The sequence below is a fragment of the Rhizobium sp. RSm-3 genome, assembly GCF_001854685.1.
Classification (GTDB): domain Bacteria; phylum Pseudomonadota; class Alphaproteobacteria; order Rhizobiales; family Rhizobiaceae; genus Rhizobium; species Rhizobium ecuadorense.
Map to the genome: position 1 here is coordinate 301,698 of NZ_MAWZ01000046.1, position 14,862 is coordinate 316,559.

The window sequence follows — 14,862 nt, forward strand, 5'->3', positions numbered from 1 at the left end:
GCATACGTGAAAACGCCGAGGCGGCTTTGAGCCGCCTCGGCGTTTTTCATTGGGCGACGCGGATCGGTAAAGTCAGACCTTGACCCAGGCGCCGTTCTTTTTCGACGACGCGACGCAAGCCTCGACGAAGGCCACACCCTTCACGCCGTCATCGACGGTGGGGTAGACCACCGCCTTGTCGATGGCCTTGCCCTTCTTGCGGGCATTGATCGCATGTGCAGCTTCCGTGTAAATCGTCGCAAAGGCCTCGAGATAACCCTCCGGATGTCCTGACGGCACGCGGGTGACACGGCCGGCAGCCGCGCCCGAACCGGCGCCGCCCCGGGTGATCAGCCGCTTCGGCTCGCCGAACGGCGTGTACCACAGATAGTTGGGGTCCTTCTGGGTCCATTCCAGCCCGCCCTTGCTGCCATAGACGCGCACCATCAGGCCGTTTTCATGACCGGGCGCCACCTGGCTGCACCAGAGCATGCCCTTAGCCGGCTTCTCCGAACCCTTCGCCTTGAAGCGCAGCATGACATGGGCATTGTCATCCAGCCGCCGGCCGGGGACGAAGCTGTCGAGATCGGCCGCCAGGCTGTCGAGTTCCAGGCCCGATATGAAGGCGGCGAGATTATAGGCATGGGTGCCGATATCGCCTGTGGAGCCGCCGACGCCGGATTGCGCCGGATCGGTGCGCCAGGCGGCCTGTTTCTGGCCGGTCTGCTCGACCGCCTCGGTCAGCCAGTCCTGCGGATATTCGGCCTGGACAACTCTTATATCGCCGAGTTCGCCGTTGGCGATCATCTCGCGCGCATGGCGGACCATCGGATAACCGGTGTAATTATGCGTCAGCACGAAGAGCGCGCCGCTTTCGTCGGCAATTTTCTTCAGCTTTTTCGCATCGGCAAGGTTGGATGTCAGCGGCTTGTCGCAGATGACATGGATGCCGCGCTTCAGGAATTCTTTGGCCGCGTCGTAATGCACATGGTTCGGCGTGACGATCGCCACCGCCTCGATGCCGTTCTTCAGCTTCGCCTCGCGGATCGCCATTTCGCGGTAGCTGGAATAGGTCCGCGATGGATCGAGGCCGAGGTCGCGGCCGGACTGAACGGCCTTCTCAGGCGTCGACGACAGCGCGCCGGCGATGAGATCGTACTGATCGTCGATGCGCGCCGCGATCCGGTGCACCGCCCCGATGAACGCGCCGGCGCCGCCGCCCACCATGCCGAGCCGGATGCGCGGTTCGCGGGTCTGTTCCGTTGATGCTTCTATTGCCATTGATTCCTCCTGAAATTTAGCCTGGTGCGGATGCGCGCCCCTCATCCGGCTGCCGCCACCTTCTCCCCGCAAGCGGGGCGAAGGGGATATGCCGCAGCGTCTTTTCCGCTCTCAACGTTTGGTCGGGCAAGTCCCCTCTCCCCGTTTACGGGGAGAGGGTTAGGGTGAGGGGCACCCACCAGATGCCCTGTTTAGGAAAGCCCCAGCATCCGCCGGTTCGCCGCCTGGTCCGTGCCGCTGCCGGCGAAATCGTCGAAGGCTTTCTCAGTGACGCGGATGATATGGGCGGCGACGAATTCGGCCCCTTCGCGGGCGCCGTCCTCAGGATGCTTCAGCGCGCATTCCCATTCGACCACGGCCCAGCCGTCGAAATTATTCGCCGTCATCTTCGAGAACACCGCACCGAAATCGACCTGGCCGTCGCCGAGCGAGCGGAAGCGGCCGGCCCGTTCCACCCAGCCCTGATAGCCGCCATAGACGCCCTGGCGCCCGGTCGGATTGAACTCCGCATCCTTGACGTGGAACATCTTGATGCGGTCCTTGTAGATGTCGATATTGTCGAGATAGTCGAGGCACTGCAGGACATAGTGTGAGGGATCGTAGAGCATGTTGGCGCGCGGATGGTTCTTCACCCGCTCCAGGAACATCTCGAACGTGATGCCGTCATGCAGGTCCTCACCCGGGTGGATCTCGTAGCAGACGTCGATCCCGTTCTCATCCGCATGGTTGAGGATCGGCGTCCAGCGGCGGGCAAGCTCGTCGAAGGCTGTTTCGACCAGGCCGGCGGGGCGCTGCGGCCAGGGATAGATGAAGGGCCAGGCGAGCGCGCCGGAGAAGGTCGCATGCGCCTTCAGCCCGAGGTTCTTCGATGCCGTCAGCGCCATCTTGACCTGCTCGACCGCCCATTCCTGACGAGCCTTGGGATTGCCGCGCACTTCGGGGGCTGCGAACCCGTCGAAGGCTTCGTCATAGGCCGGGTGAACGGCGACGAGCTGACCCTGCAGATGGGTGGAGAGTTCCGTGATCTCGATGCCGTTTTCGCGGGCCTTGCCGGCGAACTCGTCGCAATAATCCTTGGAGGTCGCGGCCTTCTTCAGATCTATCAGCTGGCTCGCCCAGGTCGGCACCTGGACGCCCTTGTAGCCGATATCGGCCGCCCATTTGGTGATCGCGTCCCAGGAATTGAAAGGCGCGGCATCGCCCGCGAACTGGCCAAGGAAAAGGCCGGGGCCCTTGATCGTCTTCATGTCAGATTCCTCCCTGAATATCGACCGTAAACGTTTCTGAAATGTTGTAGCACGCAATCTGGCGGGCGCAAGGCGCCTCCTCGCCCTTTATCTGCCGATTTGGCGCGAGGCCAGATGCGAATGGCTGCGAGCTAATCATGGCGGACTTTGGCGGGCAAGAGGTACGTGCAGCATTTTCGGCTGCGCGCCGAATGGAAACATGAAAACGCGCCCATCCTCTCGAATGGGCGCGCTCTGCAATCGGTGGATCAGAACGGCGAATCCGGGAAGTAGAAGTCCTTGGCATTGTCCTTGGTGACGAGCGTCGCGTCGAGGATGTAATTGCCGTGGACCGGAACCTGATCGTAGAGCGCTGCGGCCGTCAGCTCCATCGCCGTGCCGACCATTGCCGGCGGATAGAGAACGTCGACCGGGATCAGCTTGTCGCCATCCATGACCTTCTTGACCATGTCCTTGGAGCCGGCGCCGGCGATGACATACTGGATGTCGGTGCGCTTGGCCTGCTCGATCGCCTGCAGAACACCGACGGCCATGTCGTCATCCTGGCACCAGACGACGTCGATCTTCGGATACTTGGTCAGATAGTCCTGCATCACCTTAAAGGCGTCGTCGCGGTTCCAGTTGCCGTACTGGCGGTCGAGAACCTTGACCTTGGAGCCGGCGATACCCTTGTCGAAGCCGTCCTGGCGCTGCTGGTCGATCGGGATCGGCAGGCCGCGGATGACGACGACTTCGGCGTCAGGCGTCTTTTCAGCAATATATTTGCCAGCGACTTCGCCGAGCGCCGGATTGTTGCCGGCAACATAAAGGTCGCGCACGGAGTTGTCGTTGTTCGACGGTGCACGGTCGACAAGCGCGACGAACTTGCCCTTGCCCTTGACTTCCTTGATGGCGTTGACCAGCGGATCGGGATCCGACGGCAGGATGACGAGCGCATCGATGCCCTGCGTATCGAGGTCCTGCACGGCGTTTGCCTGCGTGGCGGCATCCGGCGAGGTCTTGACGATGACGTTCAGGCCCGGATGTTCGGCCATCAACTTCTTGGCAATACGCTCGGCATGGAACACGACGCCAGAGGTCCAGCCGTGATCGGCGGCCGGAATGGACACGCCGATCGTGTAATTCTTGTCCTGGGCGTAGGCTGCGCCGGCAAAAGCCACCCCCGCAACGGCCAGACCCAACATGAGCTTGCGCATGCTTATTTCCTCCCAAAAATATCAGGGACTTATCCAATCCGAGCCGGGTGCCCTGTGAAGCCCGGCCAATCCGAGAACCGTCTGCCTTATGATTTGCGCACCAGCGAGCGCTGGACGAACATGGCGATGATGATGATCGCACCCTGGATGGCGCCGATCAGATACTCGCTGATGAAATTCGAAAGCAGCATGATGTTGCCGACGAGTTCGAGAATGAAGGCGCCGCAGATCGTGCCCCAGACCCTGCCGGCGCCGCCTTTCAGCGCCGTGCCGCCGACGACGACCGCCGTGATCGCCTGCAACTCCCACAGGATGCCCGTCGTCGCCGATGTCGAGCCGAGACGGGGAACATAAAGCAGCACGGCAATGGCGACGCACAGGCCCTGGATGACGAAGGCGATCGTCCGCACACGGTTGACCGCGATGCCCGAATAGCGGGCGACATCGCTGTTCGACCCGACTGCGACGACGTGGCGCCCGTAGCGGGTGCGGTAGAGGATGAAGGCCGCAACCGCCGTCACCGCCAGGATCACCACGATCGGCACCGGCACGCCGGCGATCGTGCCGAAATAAGCCGGACGATAGAGCGTCTGGATGTCGGCGGAGCGCAGCGTGATCGCGCCGCCCTGCGACAGCCATGTCGTCAGGCCGCGATAGATGCCCATCGTGCCGAGCGTCGCGATGAACGGCTCGATCTTGCCCACCGTGGTGATCAGGCCATTCGCCAGGCCGCAAAGCGAGCCGGCAACCATGGTGAAAACCACAGCGACCGTCAGCATCAGCGCCGGGTTTTCGATGGCGCCCGAATTCATCAGCAGGATCATCAGGCTGGCGACGAAGGCCACCATAGAGCCCACCGACAGGTCGAGGTCACCGGCCGAGATCACGAAGGTCGCGCCGACGGCGATGATGGCGATAAAGGCGCTGCGCGTCGCGACATTGGCAAGGTTGGTGATGCCGATGAAATTGGGATTGACCAAGGCTCCGACGATCAGAAGCAGCGCCAGGGCGACGAAAGGCGCGACCGCACGCAGGTCGACATCCCGCCAGGATCGGCGCCGGATTTCCCTGGTCTCCTCGTTGACACTCATTTCCAAAACCAACCTCCCGTCCCATCTTTTTAGGCATCTTGTCTGTCCGCTTCGGCCCTCAGGCCGCCGCCTTCTTCTTCAGTCCGGCGGCGTAACGCATGATCTCCTGCTCGGAAATCTCATCCCCTTCGAGCACGCCGACGATATGCCCCTCGCGCATCACCACCACCCGCGTGCAGAGGCCGATGACTTCAGGCATCTCCGACGAGACGATGATGATCGAGCGGCCGTCCCGGGCGAGCGCCGAGATGAAATGATAGATCTGCTGCTTGGTGCCGACATCGATGCCGCGCGTCGGCTCGTCGATGATGATGATGTCGGGCTCGGTCTCCATCACCTTGGCGAGCAGCAGCTTCTGCTGGTTTCCGCCCGACATCCGGCCGACGACGATATTGCCGTCGCGAACCCTGATGTCGAAGCGGCGCTTCGCCTTTGCCATCGCGGCCGCTTCACTGCCGGGGCTGAGATAACCTCGGCGGGAATGCCTTCCGAGCGATTGCAGCGTCAGATTGGTGACCATGCCCGAGCGCAGCAGCAGGCCCTTCGACTTGCGGTCCTTGGTCATATAGGCCAGCCCGCAGCGATTGGCGGCGTGCACGTCGCCGGAAGGAACCGTTTCGCCCTTGATGATCACCTCACCCTCGAGGCGGGTCCGCAACCCGGCGATCGCTTCCATCAGCTCGGTGCGGCCGGAGCCGATCATGCCGGAAAAACCGATGATCTCGCCCTTGCGCACCTCGAAACTGGCATCCCTGACATAACCCGTCGACACCGAGGCGACGCTCAAGACGATCTCCTCGTCGACATCGGGCTCGACCTTGGCCGGATAGAGACTGGAAAGTTCGCGGCCGACCATCAGCTGCGCGATCGATTCTCCGTCCAGAATGGAGGTCGGCGACGTCTTGATCCATTGGCCGTCGCGCAGCACCGTGACGCGATCGGTCAATTCCATCACTTCGTCGAGCTTATGCGAAACGAAGACGAAGCTGGTGCCCTGATCGCGCAGTTTGCGGACCTGCCTGAACAGCATATTGGTCTCTTCCCGCGACAAGACGGCGGTCGGCTCATCCATGAAGACAACCCGCGCATCGCGGCTGATTGCCTTGGCGATCTCGACCATCTGCTTGTCGGCGATGGACAGCGTGCTGATCAGCGCATTCTCATCGACATGCGAACCGAGCACATCGAGAATCTTGCGTGTCTCCGAGCGCATATATTTGCGGTCGAGCACGCCGAAGCGGGTGACTTCGCGCCCGAGGAAGAGGCTCTCCGTCACGGTCAGATGCTCGGCGAGATTGAATTCCTGGTGAATGATGACGATGCCGAGCGCCTCGGCAGCGCCATTGGGCGGCAGGACGACAGGCTTGCCGTCAAGCAGGATCTCGCCGGAACTCGGCTGTTCGAAACCGGACAATACCTTGACGAGCGTGGATTTGCCGGCGCCGTTTTCACCCATCAACGCATGGATTTCGCCGGCGCGGAGATCGAAATTGACGCTGAAAAGCACCTGAACGCCGCTGAAGGATTTGCATATACGCCTGGCGGACAGCACCACGGGTGCGGTGTCGGCGATCTCCACGGTCATCATGCCCTCCCCCAAGAGCGCTTTGCATCCGGCAGAACCTGCCGGAGCCGCTCCATCACCTTGAACTAGCGCACATTCCCATTCTGAAAACCGCTTGCTGTTTTCGGGTGCTGTGCGCTGCGGCTCCCCGTCCGCTTTGGAGTTTATGTAAACCTTTACATCAGGCATGTAAAGGTTTACATGGTGGATTTACGCAGATCCGTTGAAGCCTGCCTTTGACCTGTCAACAAGTCTGTGTAGTGTCGCGGCGAAGACAGCCCAAGGCAGAGCTCAGTGTCGAATTCCACGCCCGCAACAATCGAAGACGTCGCCCGGATCGCCGAGGTCTCCATCGCGACGGTGTCCCGGGCGATCCACATGCCGGAGAAGGTCGCCAACTCCACCCGCCTCAAGGTTAACCAGGCAATCGCCGTCACCGGCTACACCACCAATGCCATGGCCCGCAGCCTGAGGCTCGGCCGCTCCAATATGATCCTCGTCGTGGCGCCCGACATCGGCGACCCCAATTTCTCCAACATTCTCGTCGGGCTGGAAAACGAGGCGCGCGCGCATGGCTACGGCATCCTGATCGGCCATACCCAGAACGACGCCCAGCGCGGGCTCGAATATTTGAAATTCCTGAATTCCAACCAGGCTGCCGGGCTGATCCTGTTCACCGGCATTCTACCCTTCGGGCACCAGACGATGACGGCGCGGCTGCCGCCGAGTGTCGGCGTCTTCGAGCCCGTCTTCAATGGCGGCATTCCCTATGTCGGCGTCGACGATACCGAGGGCGCCCGGAAGGCAGTGGATCTGCTGCTGGCCGAAGGCCATCGCAAGATCGCCTTCATCGGCGATTCGCGCACCCGGCTTGCCTATTCCAGACGCCGCATGGGTTACGATGCCGGTCTCGATGCCGCTGGCGTCCCGCCCGACATGAGGATCGTGCTCGAAGGCGACGGCACGATCGAAAGCGGCCGGCATGCGGTCGAACAGCTTTTCATGCGCGACACGCTTCCCACAGCCTTCATGTGCGTCAACGATCAGACGGCGATCGGCGTCATGATCGGCCTCGGCGCGCGAGGTTATGACATTCCAAGGGATTTTTCGGTGACGGGTTTCGACGACGTGCCGCAGGCCGTCTTCATATCCCCGCCGCTGACGACGATCCGCCAGCCGCGAACGGCGATCGGCAAACAGGCGATGGCGCTGCTGCTGGAACTCCTATCGGATGGTCGGCCGACCGAAACGGAAATCCTGCTGAGGCCGGATCTCGTCGTTCGAAACTCCGTCTCCGCGCCGTCGCGCAACTGGTTGAAGCGTTGAGCCGATAGAGGTTGAGGACTTCCGCCCGCCCCGGCCGGAAAGGCTTACGCCGGCGGCCGATGACCGCCGGCGCACTTGATCAGATCAGACGTAACGGTTGACGACGTTTTCGAGCAGTTCCTGCTTGCCGGATCTCGGCTGCGGGTTGACGTCCTTGGTCTCGACCCAGCTGGTGATCTCATCCAGCGAATATTCGCCGCGGAACAGCTTCTGCGCCTCGGCGGATTCCCAGCCTGCATAACGATCGGCGAGCGGCTGCGACAGAGCCTTGTCCTCGATCATCCTGGCAGCGGCCTTCAGGCCGCGGGCGCAGCAATCCATGCCGCCGATATGACCGATCAGCAGATCCGCCGGATCGAGCGACTGGCGGCGCAGCTTCGAGTCGAAATTGGTGCCGCCGGTCTTGAAGCCGCCGCCTGCCAGAACGTGATAATAGGCGAGCGCCATTTCGGGAACGTTGTTGGGGAACTGGTCGGTATCCCAGCCGGACTGGTAGTCGTTGCGGTTCATGTCGATCGAGCCGAAGATGCCAAGCGCATTGGCAAGCGCCAGCTCATGCTCGAAGGAGTGACCGGCAAGGATCGCGTGGCCCTGCTCGATATTGAGCTTCACCTCGTTTTCAAGTCCGTGCTTCTTGAGGAAACCGTAGACGGTTGCGACGTCATAATCATACTGGTGCTTGGTCGGCTCCTGCGGCTTCGGCTCGATCAGGATCGTGCCCTTGTAGCCGATCTTATGCTTGTATTCGACGACGAGGTTGAGGAAGCGGCCGAGCTGGTCGAGCTCACGCTTGAGATCGGTGTTGAGCAGCGTTTCGTAGCCTTCGCGGCCGCCCCAGAGCACATAGTTCTCGCCGCCGAGCTTCTGCGTCGCGTCGATGCAGGTCTTTACCGTCGCGGCGGCGAAAGCGAAGACATCAGGATCGGGGTTGGTCGCAGCACCCGACATATAGCGGCGGTTGGAGAAGAGGTTGGCCGTACCCCAGAGCAGCTTGGTGCCGGTTGCGGCCTGCTTCTCGGCGAAATAGTCGACGATCTCATTGAGGTTTTTGGTGTTCTCGGCGAAGTTTTTGCCTTCGGGACGCACGTCGGCGTCGTGGAAGCAGTAATAGGGCGCGCCGAGCAGCGAGAAGAATTCGAAGGCGACGTCGGCCTTGAGCTTGGCGGCCTTCATCGTGTCTTCGAACCAGGGGCGCAGGAAGGTCTGGCCGCCGAAGGGATCGCCGCCCGGCCAGGTGAAGGTGTGCCAATAGGCCACCGCAAAGCGCAGATGGTCTTCCATACGCTTGCCCATGACGATTTCATCAGGCTGGTAGTAACGGAAGGCCAGCGGATTGGTGCTGTCGGGGCCTTCATATTTAATTTTCTGGATATCGCCGAAAAATCCGGTGCTCATCTTGGGTCTCCTTGGGTTCGTGTCTTTTCGAAGTTCTGAATTGATGGTCTACGCCAGAGGCCCCTCATCCGCCTGCCGGCACCTTCTCCCCGAGGGGGAGAAGAGGTTCGCCGCGGCGCCTCTTTTCCCTTCTCCCCTCGGGGAGAAGGTGGCCCGAAGGGTCGGATGAGGGGGCCGCTGGCTGAAACTTTCAATGCGCCAGCGACTTGATCGCCGGATAGAGTGCGCGGTAGCGCCTGTAGGCATCCTCGTAAGCGCCGCTCAGCGCCGACACCGGCTCGATCGTGCCTGAGGTGACCGGCGGCGTGCAGACGGCGATCGGATCGGCCCCCGTGGCGGCGATCAGGCCGAGGCGGGCGGCGCCGAAGGCCGCGCCGAAATCGCCGTCGGCCGGCAGGTCGACCGGAACGCCGAGCGCCGTCGCGATCGATGCCAGCCAGTAATGCGAGCGCGAGCCGCCGCCGATCGCGGTGACGCGGGAGATGCCGGTGCCGGCCGAGCGCAGCGCTTCGAGATTGTCGCGGATGGCGAAGGCGACACCTTCGAGCACCGCCTGGGTGAGAACGACACGGCTGCTTTCATGTTCGAGGCCGATGAAAGCGCCGCGAATGACGGCATCATTGTGCGGCGTGCGCTCGCCGGACAGATAAGGCAGGAAGGTGACGCCGGTCGGCGCCTTCAACGTCTCGCCGAGCTCACCGGTGAGATCGGCGGCCGATTTGCCGGTGACCCCGGAATGCCAGTTGAGCGCATCGGTGGCCGACAGGATGACGCCCATCTGGTGCCAGGTGTTCGGCAGTGCGTGGCAGAAAGCATGCACAGCGCTTTCCGGCTTCGGCAGATAGGAGCCGTTGGCGGCAAAAAGCACGCCCGACGTGCCGAGCGAGACGAAGGCGGCGCCATCGCTGACGGTCCCCATGCCGCAGGCCGATGCGGCATTGTCGCCGGCGCCGCCCGCAACGACGACATCACCTGATATGCCCCATTGCGCCGCCAGTTCGGGCCGCAGCGTACCGGCCTGCTCGGTGCCTTCGACAAGCGCCGGCATCTGCTCCTTGGAAAGATGGGTGGCGGCGAGCAGATCGGCCGACCAGGCGCGTTTGCCGGTGTCGAGCCAGGAGGTGCCGGCCGAATCCGACATTTCGGAAATATAATCGCCGGTCAGCCAAAGACGCAGATAGTCCTTCGGCAGGAGCACCTTGGCGATCCTGGAGAAAATGTCGGGCTCATGCTTCTCGACCCAAGCGAGCTTCGGCGCCGTAAAGCCGGGGAAGACGATATTGCCGGTGAGCGCGCGAAAGCGCGGATCCGCATCGAGGGCCGCAGCCTCGACATGGCTGCGCGTGTCGTTCCAGAGGATGCAGGGGCGCAGCACCTTGTCGGCGGCATCGATGAGCGTCGCGCCATGCATCTGGCCGGAAAGGCCGATGCCCTTGACCGCGGCAAGCTCCTTCGGGTGTTTCGCCTTCAGTCCGGCGACGGCCTCTTCGGTGGCACGTACCCAGTGGGACGGCTCCTGCTCCGACCAGCCGGAATGCGGACGCGAGACGTCGAGCGAACCATTAGCCGAGCCAACGATCTTCTGATCGCCGTCGATCAGCATCGCCTTGACACCGGAGGTTCCGAGATCGAGACCGAGATACATGGGGTCTTCTCCTTTGCCGTTACGGCAGATTGTCTTTCACAAATATGTCGAGGCGGATGCGCTCCTGCGCGTCGATGACGGCAAGCCCGTCCGCCTTGGCTTTCAATATCCGGATGGCGCTGCGCACCTCATGGCCAGCGTCCTGATTGAGAATCGCATCGATCGTGTTGTCGATGAGCGCCGCGCGGGTGTAGGCGGTCAGTTCGTGGGCAATCACGGTCAATGTCCGGTCGACGGCCTTCTCCTTCAGTGCCCGGATGAGGCCGCGATTGCCGGCGCCGAGGCTGTAGACGCCGACGATGCCGGCATTCCCGAGCGCATCGGCAACGAGCCTATGGGCGACTTCGGGATCGTCGCGGCCTTCGAGAACCGGCAGGACGGCAAGATCGGGAAATTCCGCGGCCATGACGGAGGCAAAGCCTTCCAGCCGCTCGCGATGGTCACGCACCAGCATGGAGCCGGCGAGCACGGCGATCTCACCCTTTCGCGGCCCGAGAAAGCGGCCGAGCAGACGCGCCGCCGTGCGGCCGGCCGCGATATTGTCGACACCGGCATAATGATGACGCAGCGACCCGGTGAGATCGGAAACCAGGGTGACGATGGGAAAGCGCTCGCGCACCAGCTTGTCGACGATGGCGCGCACTTCAGGCGCATCAGTCGCCACCATCGCAATGCCGCAAGGTCTTTCCCGGGAAAGCCCCTCGAGCACGGCGACGAGGGCGGCCGGATCGAAGGCCGGCACCTCGATAATGCGGATATCGGTGCGCTCGGCCGGCGAGCGCAGGACCGCCTGCCGGATCTCGGCATTCAGCCCATGCATGAAGGAATTGTCGCTGGCCGGCAGGATGAAAACCAGCGGATAGGTGCGTCCCTTGGCAAGATTGGCGGCGGCCACATCTCTGATATAACCGAGCTCGCGGATTGCGGTCTCGACCTTCGCCCGCGTGACATGACGTACGCCTGGGCGCTGGTTGAGAACCCGGTCGACAGTCGCAAGACTGACCCCGGCAGCGGCGGCGATATCGTGAACTGTTGGCCTCATCATTCCTCCTGACGAGACCATTAGCGCCAAATTTGATGTACGTAAATCAAAAAATCGAACGGGCCGATTGGCGCACTGTTTTTCTGACACCGGTCCGCTTCGGACCGTCCCACAGAGGATTAGATGCTGATGACATAACGGCCGGAAAGCGGCAAGCAAAAAGGCCCTCCGGAGAGGGCCTTTTCAAGGGGCGGCAGGCCGGAGGTCAGTGGCCGCCACCGCCTCCCCCGCCTTGCGGCGCGGGTTTCTTGATCATGGCGACACCGAAGATCATCGCAACGAAAAGCGCGGTCAGGATCAGGAAGATATCGCTGAAGGAGAGGATCACCGCCTGCTTGGTGGCAAGGCCGACCATCTGCTTGATCGCGACCGAGGCGCCATCCATGCCGTATGTGTTGAAATTGGCGGCCATGTTGTTCATCTGATCGATCGCCGCCGGATTGCCCCAGTCCATATTCTCCCGCAGCCGCTCGTAATGCACGTCCTGGCGGTTGGTGAGCACGGTGTTGATGACGGCGAGGCCGACGGCGCCGCCGAGGTTTCTGGTCAGGTTGAACAGGCCGGACGCGCCGCGGATGCGCGAGGGCGGCATCGTGCCGAGCGCGATATTGTTGATCGGCACCATGCACATCATCAGCCCGAAACCGCGCAGGATCTGCGGAATGAAGAGCTCGTAGAAATCCCAATCCGCCGTCAGGTGGATCATGATGTATGTGCCGGCGGCGAAGCTGGCGAAACCGATCACCATCATCAGGCGCAGGTCCATCTTGGTCGACAGCTTGCCGGCGATCGGCGCGGTGAAGAACATCGCAAGCCCGGAGACGAACATCGTCTCGCCGATCATCAGCGAATCATAGCCGCGGATGCGGCCGAGATAGACGGGGTAGATGTAGGTGAGGCCGTAGAGGCCGATGCCCATGACAAAGGAGAAGATCGAGCCGAAGGAGAAATTCCGGTTCGCAAAGGCCTTGAGATCGACGACGGGGAACTCCACCGTGAAGGCGCGATAGAAGAAGACGATTGCTCCAACGCAGGAGGCGACGGCGGCAATGGCGATGGAACTGTCGTTGAACCAGTCGTTCGAATTGCCCTCTTCGAGCACATATTCCATCGTGCCGAGGAAGATGCCCATCGAAATCAGTCCCCACCAGTCGAACTTCTTGAAGAGCGACAGTTCCGGCTTGTCGAAATCGATGAAGTTCCAGGTGACGATCGTAACGACGATGCCGGGAACGATATTGACGAGGAACAGCCAGTGCCAGGAGAAGGCGTGGCTGAGATAGCCGCCGACGGTCGGACCGATGGTCGGCGCCAGCGTCGCGATCAGGCCGATGATCGGCGAAACGATGCTGCGCTTCGACGCCGGGAAGATGGTGAAGGCGGCCGCGAACACCGACGGGATCATGCCGCCGCCGATAAAACCCTGAATGGCGCGGTAGACGATCATCTGGTCGATATTCGTCGCCGTGGCGGCAAGCGCACTCGCCATGGTGAAACCGGCCGCCGAGATCGCGAAGAGATACCGCGTCGAGATGATGCGCGCCAACGTGCCCGAAAGCGGGATCATGATCACTTCGGCGATCAGATAGGCCGTCTGCACCCAGCCGACTTCGTCGCTGCCCGCCGAAAGGCCGGCCTGGATTTCGGCAAGCGAGGCCGAGACGATCTGGATGTCGAGGATCGACATGAACATGCCGAGCACCATCGCAAAGAAGGCGATGAGCTTCCTCGGATCCATGCGCTCGTCGGCGTGGGCGGGCGCTGCCGGAATCGTCCCCGCTGTTGCTGTCGCGCTTCCGGCCATCGGAGAACCTCGGTCTTGTCTAAAGGCTTACTTGCTCGGCGCCGTCCGGGTATCGACGTCGACGACGACGCTGAGGCCCGCCCGCAGGCGCCCGCTGTCGAGCGCGTCCTGCGGCAGCGCGATGCGCACCGGCACGCGCTGGATCACCTTGGTGAAGTTGCCCGTGGCATTTTCCGGCGGCAGCAGCGAGAAGACCGAGCCGGATGCCGGCGAGATCGATTCGACGGTGCCGACGACAGGATGGTCGCTATAGGCGTCGACATGGACGTTGACCTTCGAGCCGGGAACCAGATGCTGGATCTGCGTTTCCTTGAAGTTGGCGTCGATATAGAGCTCATGCACCGGAACGAGCGCCATCAGCCGCTGGCCGGGCGAAACGAGATCGCCCTCCTGGACCGAGCGATTGCCGACGATGCCGTCATAAGGCGCCTTGAGCACGGTGAAGGACAGGTCGCGCGCCGCCTTGTCGCGCGAGATTTCCAGCGACCGGACCGAGCCTTCGGCCTCCTTGCGCTGGGCCTGGAGAATGGTGATGTTGGCCTGCGCGGCGGTGATGTTGGCGTCGCCGCCGGCAAGATTGGCCTTGGCCTGGTCGAGCGCGATATTGGCATTGTCGAGATCGGCGGCGGTGCCGACCGACTTCGCCTGCAACTCGCTCTGGCGCTTCTGGGTAATCTCGGCACCGCGAACGGCCGCTTCGAGTGCCACCTTCTGCGCCTGCGCCTGCGCAAGGCTGGCATCGGCGCCTTCGATCTGCGCGTCGATGCGCTGCAGCGAAAGCAGTTCGGTGGCGATCTGGGCCTGCGCCTGATCGAGGGCGTTCTGATAGTCGCCGTTATCAAGCGTGGCGAGCACGTCGCCGGCTTTGATTTCCTGGTTGGCGACCACATTCACCCTAGCGACGTAGCCCGTGACCTTCGGCGAAATCGTTGCGATATCGCCCTCGATATAGGCGTCGTCGGTCGACACCATGAAGCGGCCGTTCGTCCACCATTCGTAACCATACCAGCCGCCGCCCGCGAGAATGGCGAGCACGACGATCGGCAGCACCGGGCTGCGGCGCTTCTTCGGAGCTGCAGGTGCAGCGACCGGAGCTGAAGCCGGCGCTGACTGCGCAGGCGCAGACGGCTTCTCGCGGGCTTCCGCCGTCGGCGCCTCGGCAACGCTTGCGACTTCGGCCTTTACCTCTTCGGCTCCGGCATTTTCGCTGACGATCCGCGCGACGTTGCTTTTCTGGTTGCTCGACATGACCACTTTACCGATCTTGGAGTAAATAATCGAACTGAACGGTT

Annotated in this window: 11 protein-coding genes; 1 reads left to right on the forward strand and 10 read right to left on the reverse strand. The window is 62.3% G+C overall.

The features are described 5' to 3' along the window. Positions 1-72: 72 nt before the first annotated feature. The 5 genes from BBJ66_RS26695 to BBJ66_RS26715 form a co-directional block, all read right to left on the reverse strand. Positions 73-1,260 carry a Gfo/Idh/MocA family protein gene (locus BBJ66_RS26695; RefSeq protein WP_071091083.1) on the reverse strand — a complete coding sequence of 396 codons (1,188 nt, stop codon included), beginning with the start codon at positions 1,258-1,260 and terminating at the stop codon, positions 73-75. Between the two features lie 191 nt (positions 1,261-1,451). After that, positions 1,452-2,507: a sugar phosphate isomerase/epimerase family protein gene (locus tag BBJ66_RS26700; RefSeq protein WP_071091084.1), complete on the reverse strand. Its 1,056-nt coding sequence runs from the start codon at positions 2,505-2,507 to the stop codon at positions 1,452-1,454. Positions 2,508-2,755: 248 nt separating this feature from the next. Continuing rightward, positions 2,756-3,703, reverse strand: coding sequence for a substrate-binding domain-containing protein (locus BBJ66_RS26705; RefSeq protein ID WP_071091087.1), 948 nt, complete (start codon positions 3,701-3,703; stop codon positions 2,756-2,758). Between the two features lie 86 nt (positions 3,704-3,789). Continuing rightward, complete coding sequence (locus tag BBJ66_RS26710) at positions 3,790-4,794, reverse strand: ABC transporter permease (RefSeq protein WP_071091249.1); 1,005 nt, start codon at positions 4,792-4,794, stop codon at positions 3,790-3,792. Between the two features lie 58 nt (positions 4,795-4,852). Next, positions 4,853-6,379, reverse strand: coding sequence for a sugar ABC transporter ATP-binding protein (locus BBJ66_RS26715; protein ID WP_071091090.1), 1,527 nt, complete (start codon positions 6,377-6,379; stop codon positions 4,853-4,855). Between the two features lie 273 nt (positions 6,380-6,652). On the opposite strand from BBJ66_RS26715, the gene BBJ66_RS26720 reads away from it, so the two are divergent. Further along, positions 6,653-7,684 (forward strand): LacI family DNA-binding transcriptional regulator, encoded by a 1,032-nt coding sequence (locus BBJ66_RS26720; RefSeq protein WP_071091094.1) that lies wholly within the window; start codon positions 6,653-6,655, stop codon positions 7,682-7,684. Between the two features lie 84 nt (positions 7,685-7,768). On the opposite strand, the gene xylA is transcribed toward BBJ66_RS26720, so the two are convergent. The 5 genes from xylA to BBJ66_RS26745 all read right to left on the reverse strand — a co-directional run bounded on the left by xylA (position 7,769) and on the right by BBJ66_RS26745 (position 14,818). Continuing rightward, the gene (xylA, locus tag BBJ66_RS26725; RefSeq protein WP_071091096.1) at positions 7,769-9,079 is read right to left on the reverse strand and encodes a xylose isomerase; all 1,311 of its coding nucleotides are present in this window, start codon (positions 9,077-9,079) and stop codon (positions 7,769-7,771) included. Positions 9,080-9,269: 190 nt separating this feature from the next. Next, positions 9,270-10,724, reverse strand: coding sequence for a xylulokinase (gene xylB, locus BBJ66_RS26730; RefSeq protein WP_071091099.1), 1,455 nt, complete (start codon positions 10,722-10,724; stop codon positions 9,270-9,272). 19 nt (positions 10,725-10,743) lie between these two features. Next, positions 10,744-11,766 carry a LacI family DNA-binding transcriptional regulator gene (locus BBJ66_RS26735; RefSeq protein ID WP_071091102.1) on the reverse strand — a complete coding sequence of 341 codons (1,023 nt, stop codon included), beginning with the start codon at positions 11,764-11,766 and terminating at the stop codon, positions 10,744-10,746. Positions 11,767-11,971: 205 nt separating this feature from the next. Continuing rightward, positions 11,972-13,570 carry a DHA2 family efflux MFS transporter permease subunit gene (locus tag BBJ66_RS26740; RefSeq protein ID WP_071091105.1) on the reverse strand — a complete coding sequence of 533 codons (1,599 nt, stop codon included), beginning with the start codon at positions 13,568-13,570 and terminating at the stop codon, positions 11,972-11,974. Positions 13,571-13,597: 27 nt separating this feature from the next. Further along, complete coding sequence (locus BBJ66_RS26745) at positions 13,598-14,818, reverse strand: HlyD family secretion protein (protein WP_049734784.1); 1,221 nt, start codon at positions 14,816-14,818, stop codon at positions 13,598-13,600. Between the last annotated feature and the right edge of the window lie 44 nt (positions 14,819-14,862).

Bases quoted from the DNA above. Each gene is read 5' to 3' on its own strand.
- BBJ66_RS26695 (WP_071091083.1), bottom strand. From the start codon at position 1,260: ATGGCAATAGAAGCATCAACGGAACAGACCCGCGAACCGCGCATCCGG.
- BBJ66_RS26700 (WP_071091084.1), bottom strand. From the start codon at position 2,507: ATGAAGACGATCAAGGGCCCCGGCCTTTTCCTTGGCCAGTTCGCGGGC.
- BBJ66_RS26705 (WP_071091087.1), bottom strand. From the start codon at position 3,703: ATGCGCAAGCTCATGTTGGGTCTGGCCGTTGCGGGGGTGGCTTTTGCC.
- BBJ66_RS26710 (WP_071091249.1), bottom strand. From the start codon at position 4,794: ATGAGTGTCAACGAGGAGACCAGGGAAATCCGGCGCCGATCCTGGCGG.
- BBJ66_RS26715 (WP_071091090.1), bottom strand. From the start codon at position 6,379: ATGACCGTGGAGATCGCCGACACCGCACCCGTGGTGCTGTCCGCCAGG.
- xylA (WP_071091096.1), bottom strand. From the start codon at position 9,079: ATGAGCACCGGATTTTTCGGCGATATCCAGAAAATTAAATATGAAGGC.
- xylB (WP_071091099.1), bottom strand. From the start codon at position 10,724: ATGTATCTCGGTCTCGATCTCGGAACCTCCGGTGTCAAGGCGATGCTG.
- BBJ66_RS26735 (WP_071091102.1), bottom strand. From the start codon at position 11,766: ATGAGGCCAACAGTTCACGATATCGCCGCCGCTGCCGGGGTCAGTCTT.
- BBJ66_RS26740 (WP_071091105.1), bottom strand. From the start codon at position 13,570: ATGGCCGGAAGCGCGACAGCAACAGCGGGGACGATTCCGGCAGCGCCC.
- BBJ66_RS26745 (WP_049734784.1), bottom strand. From the start codon at position 14,818: ATGTCGAGCAACCAGAAAAGCAACGTCGCGCGGATCGTCAGCGAAAAT.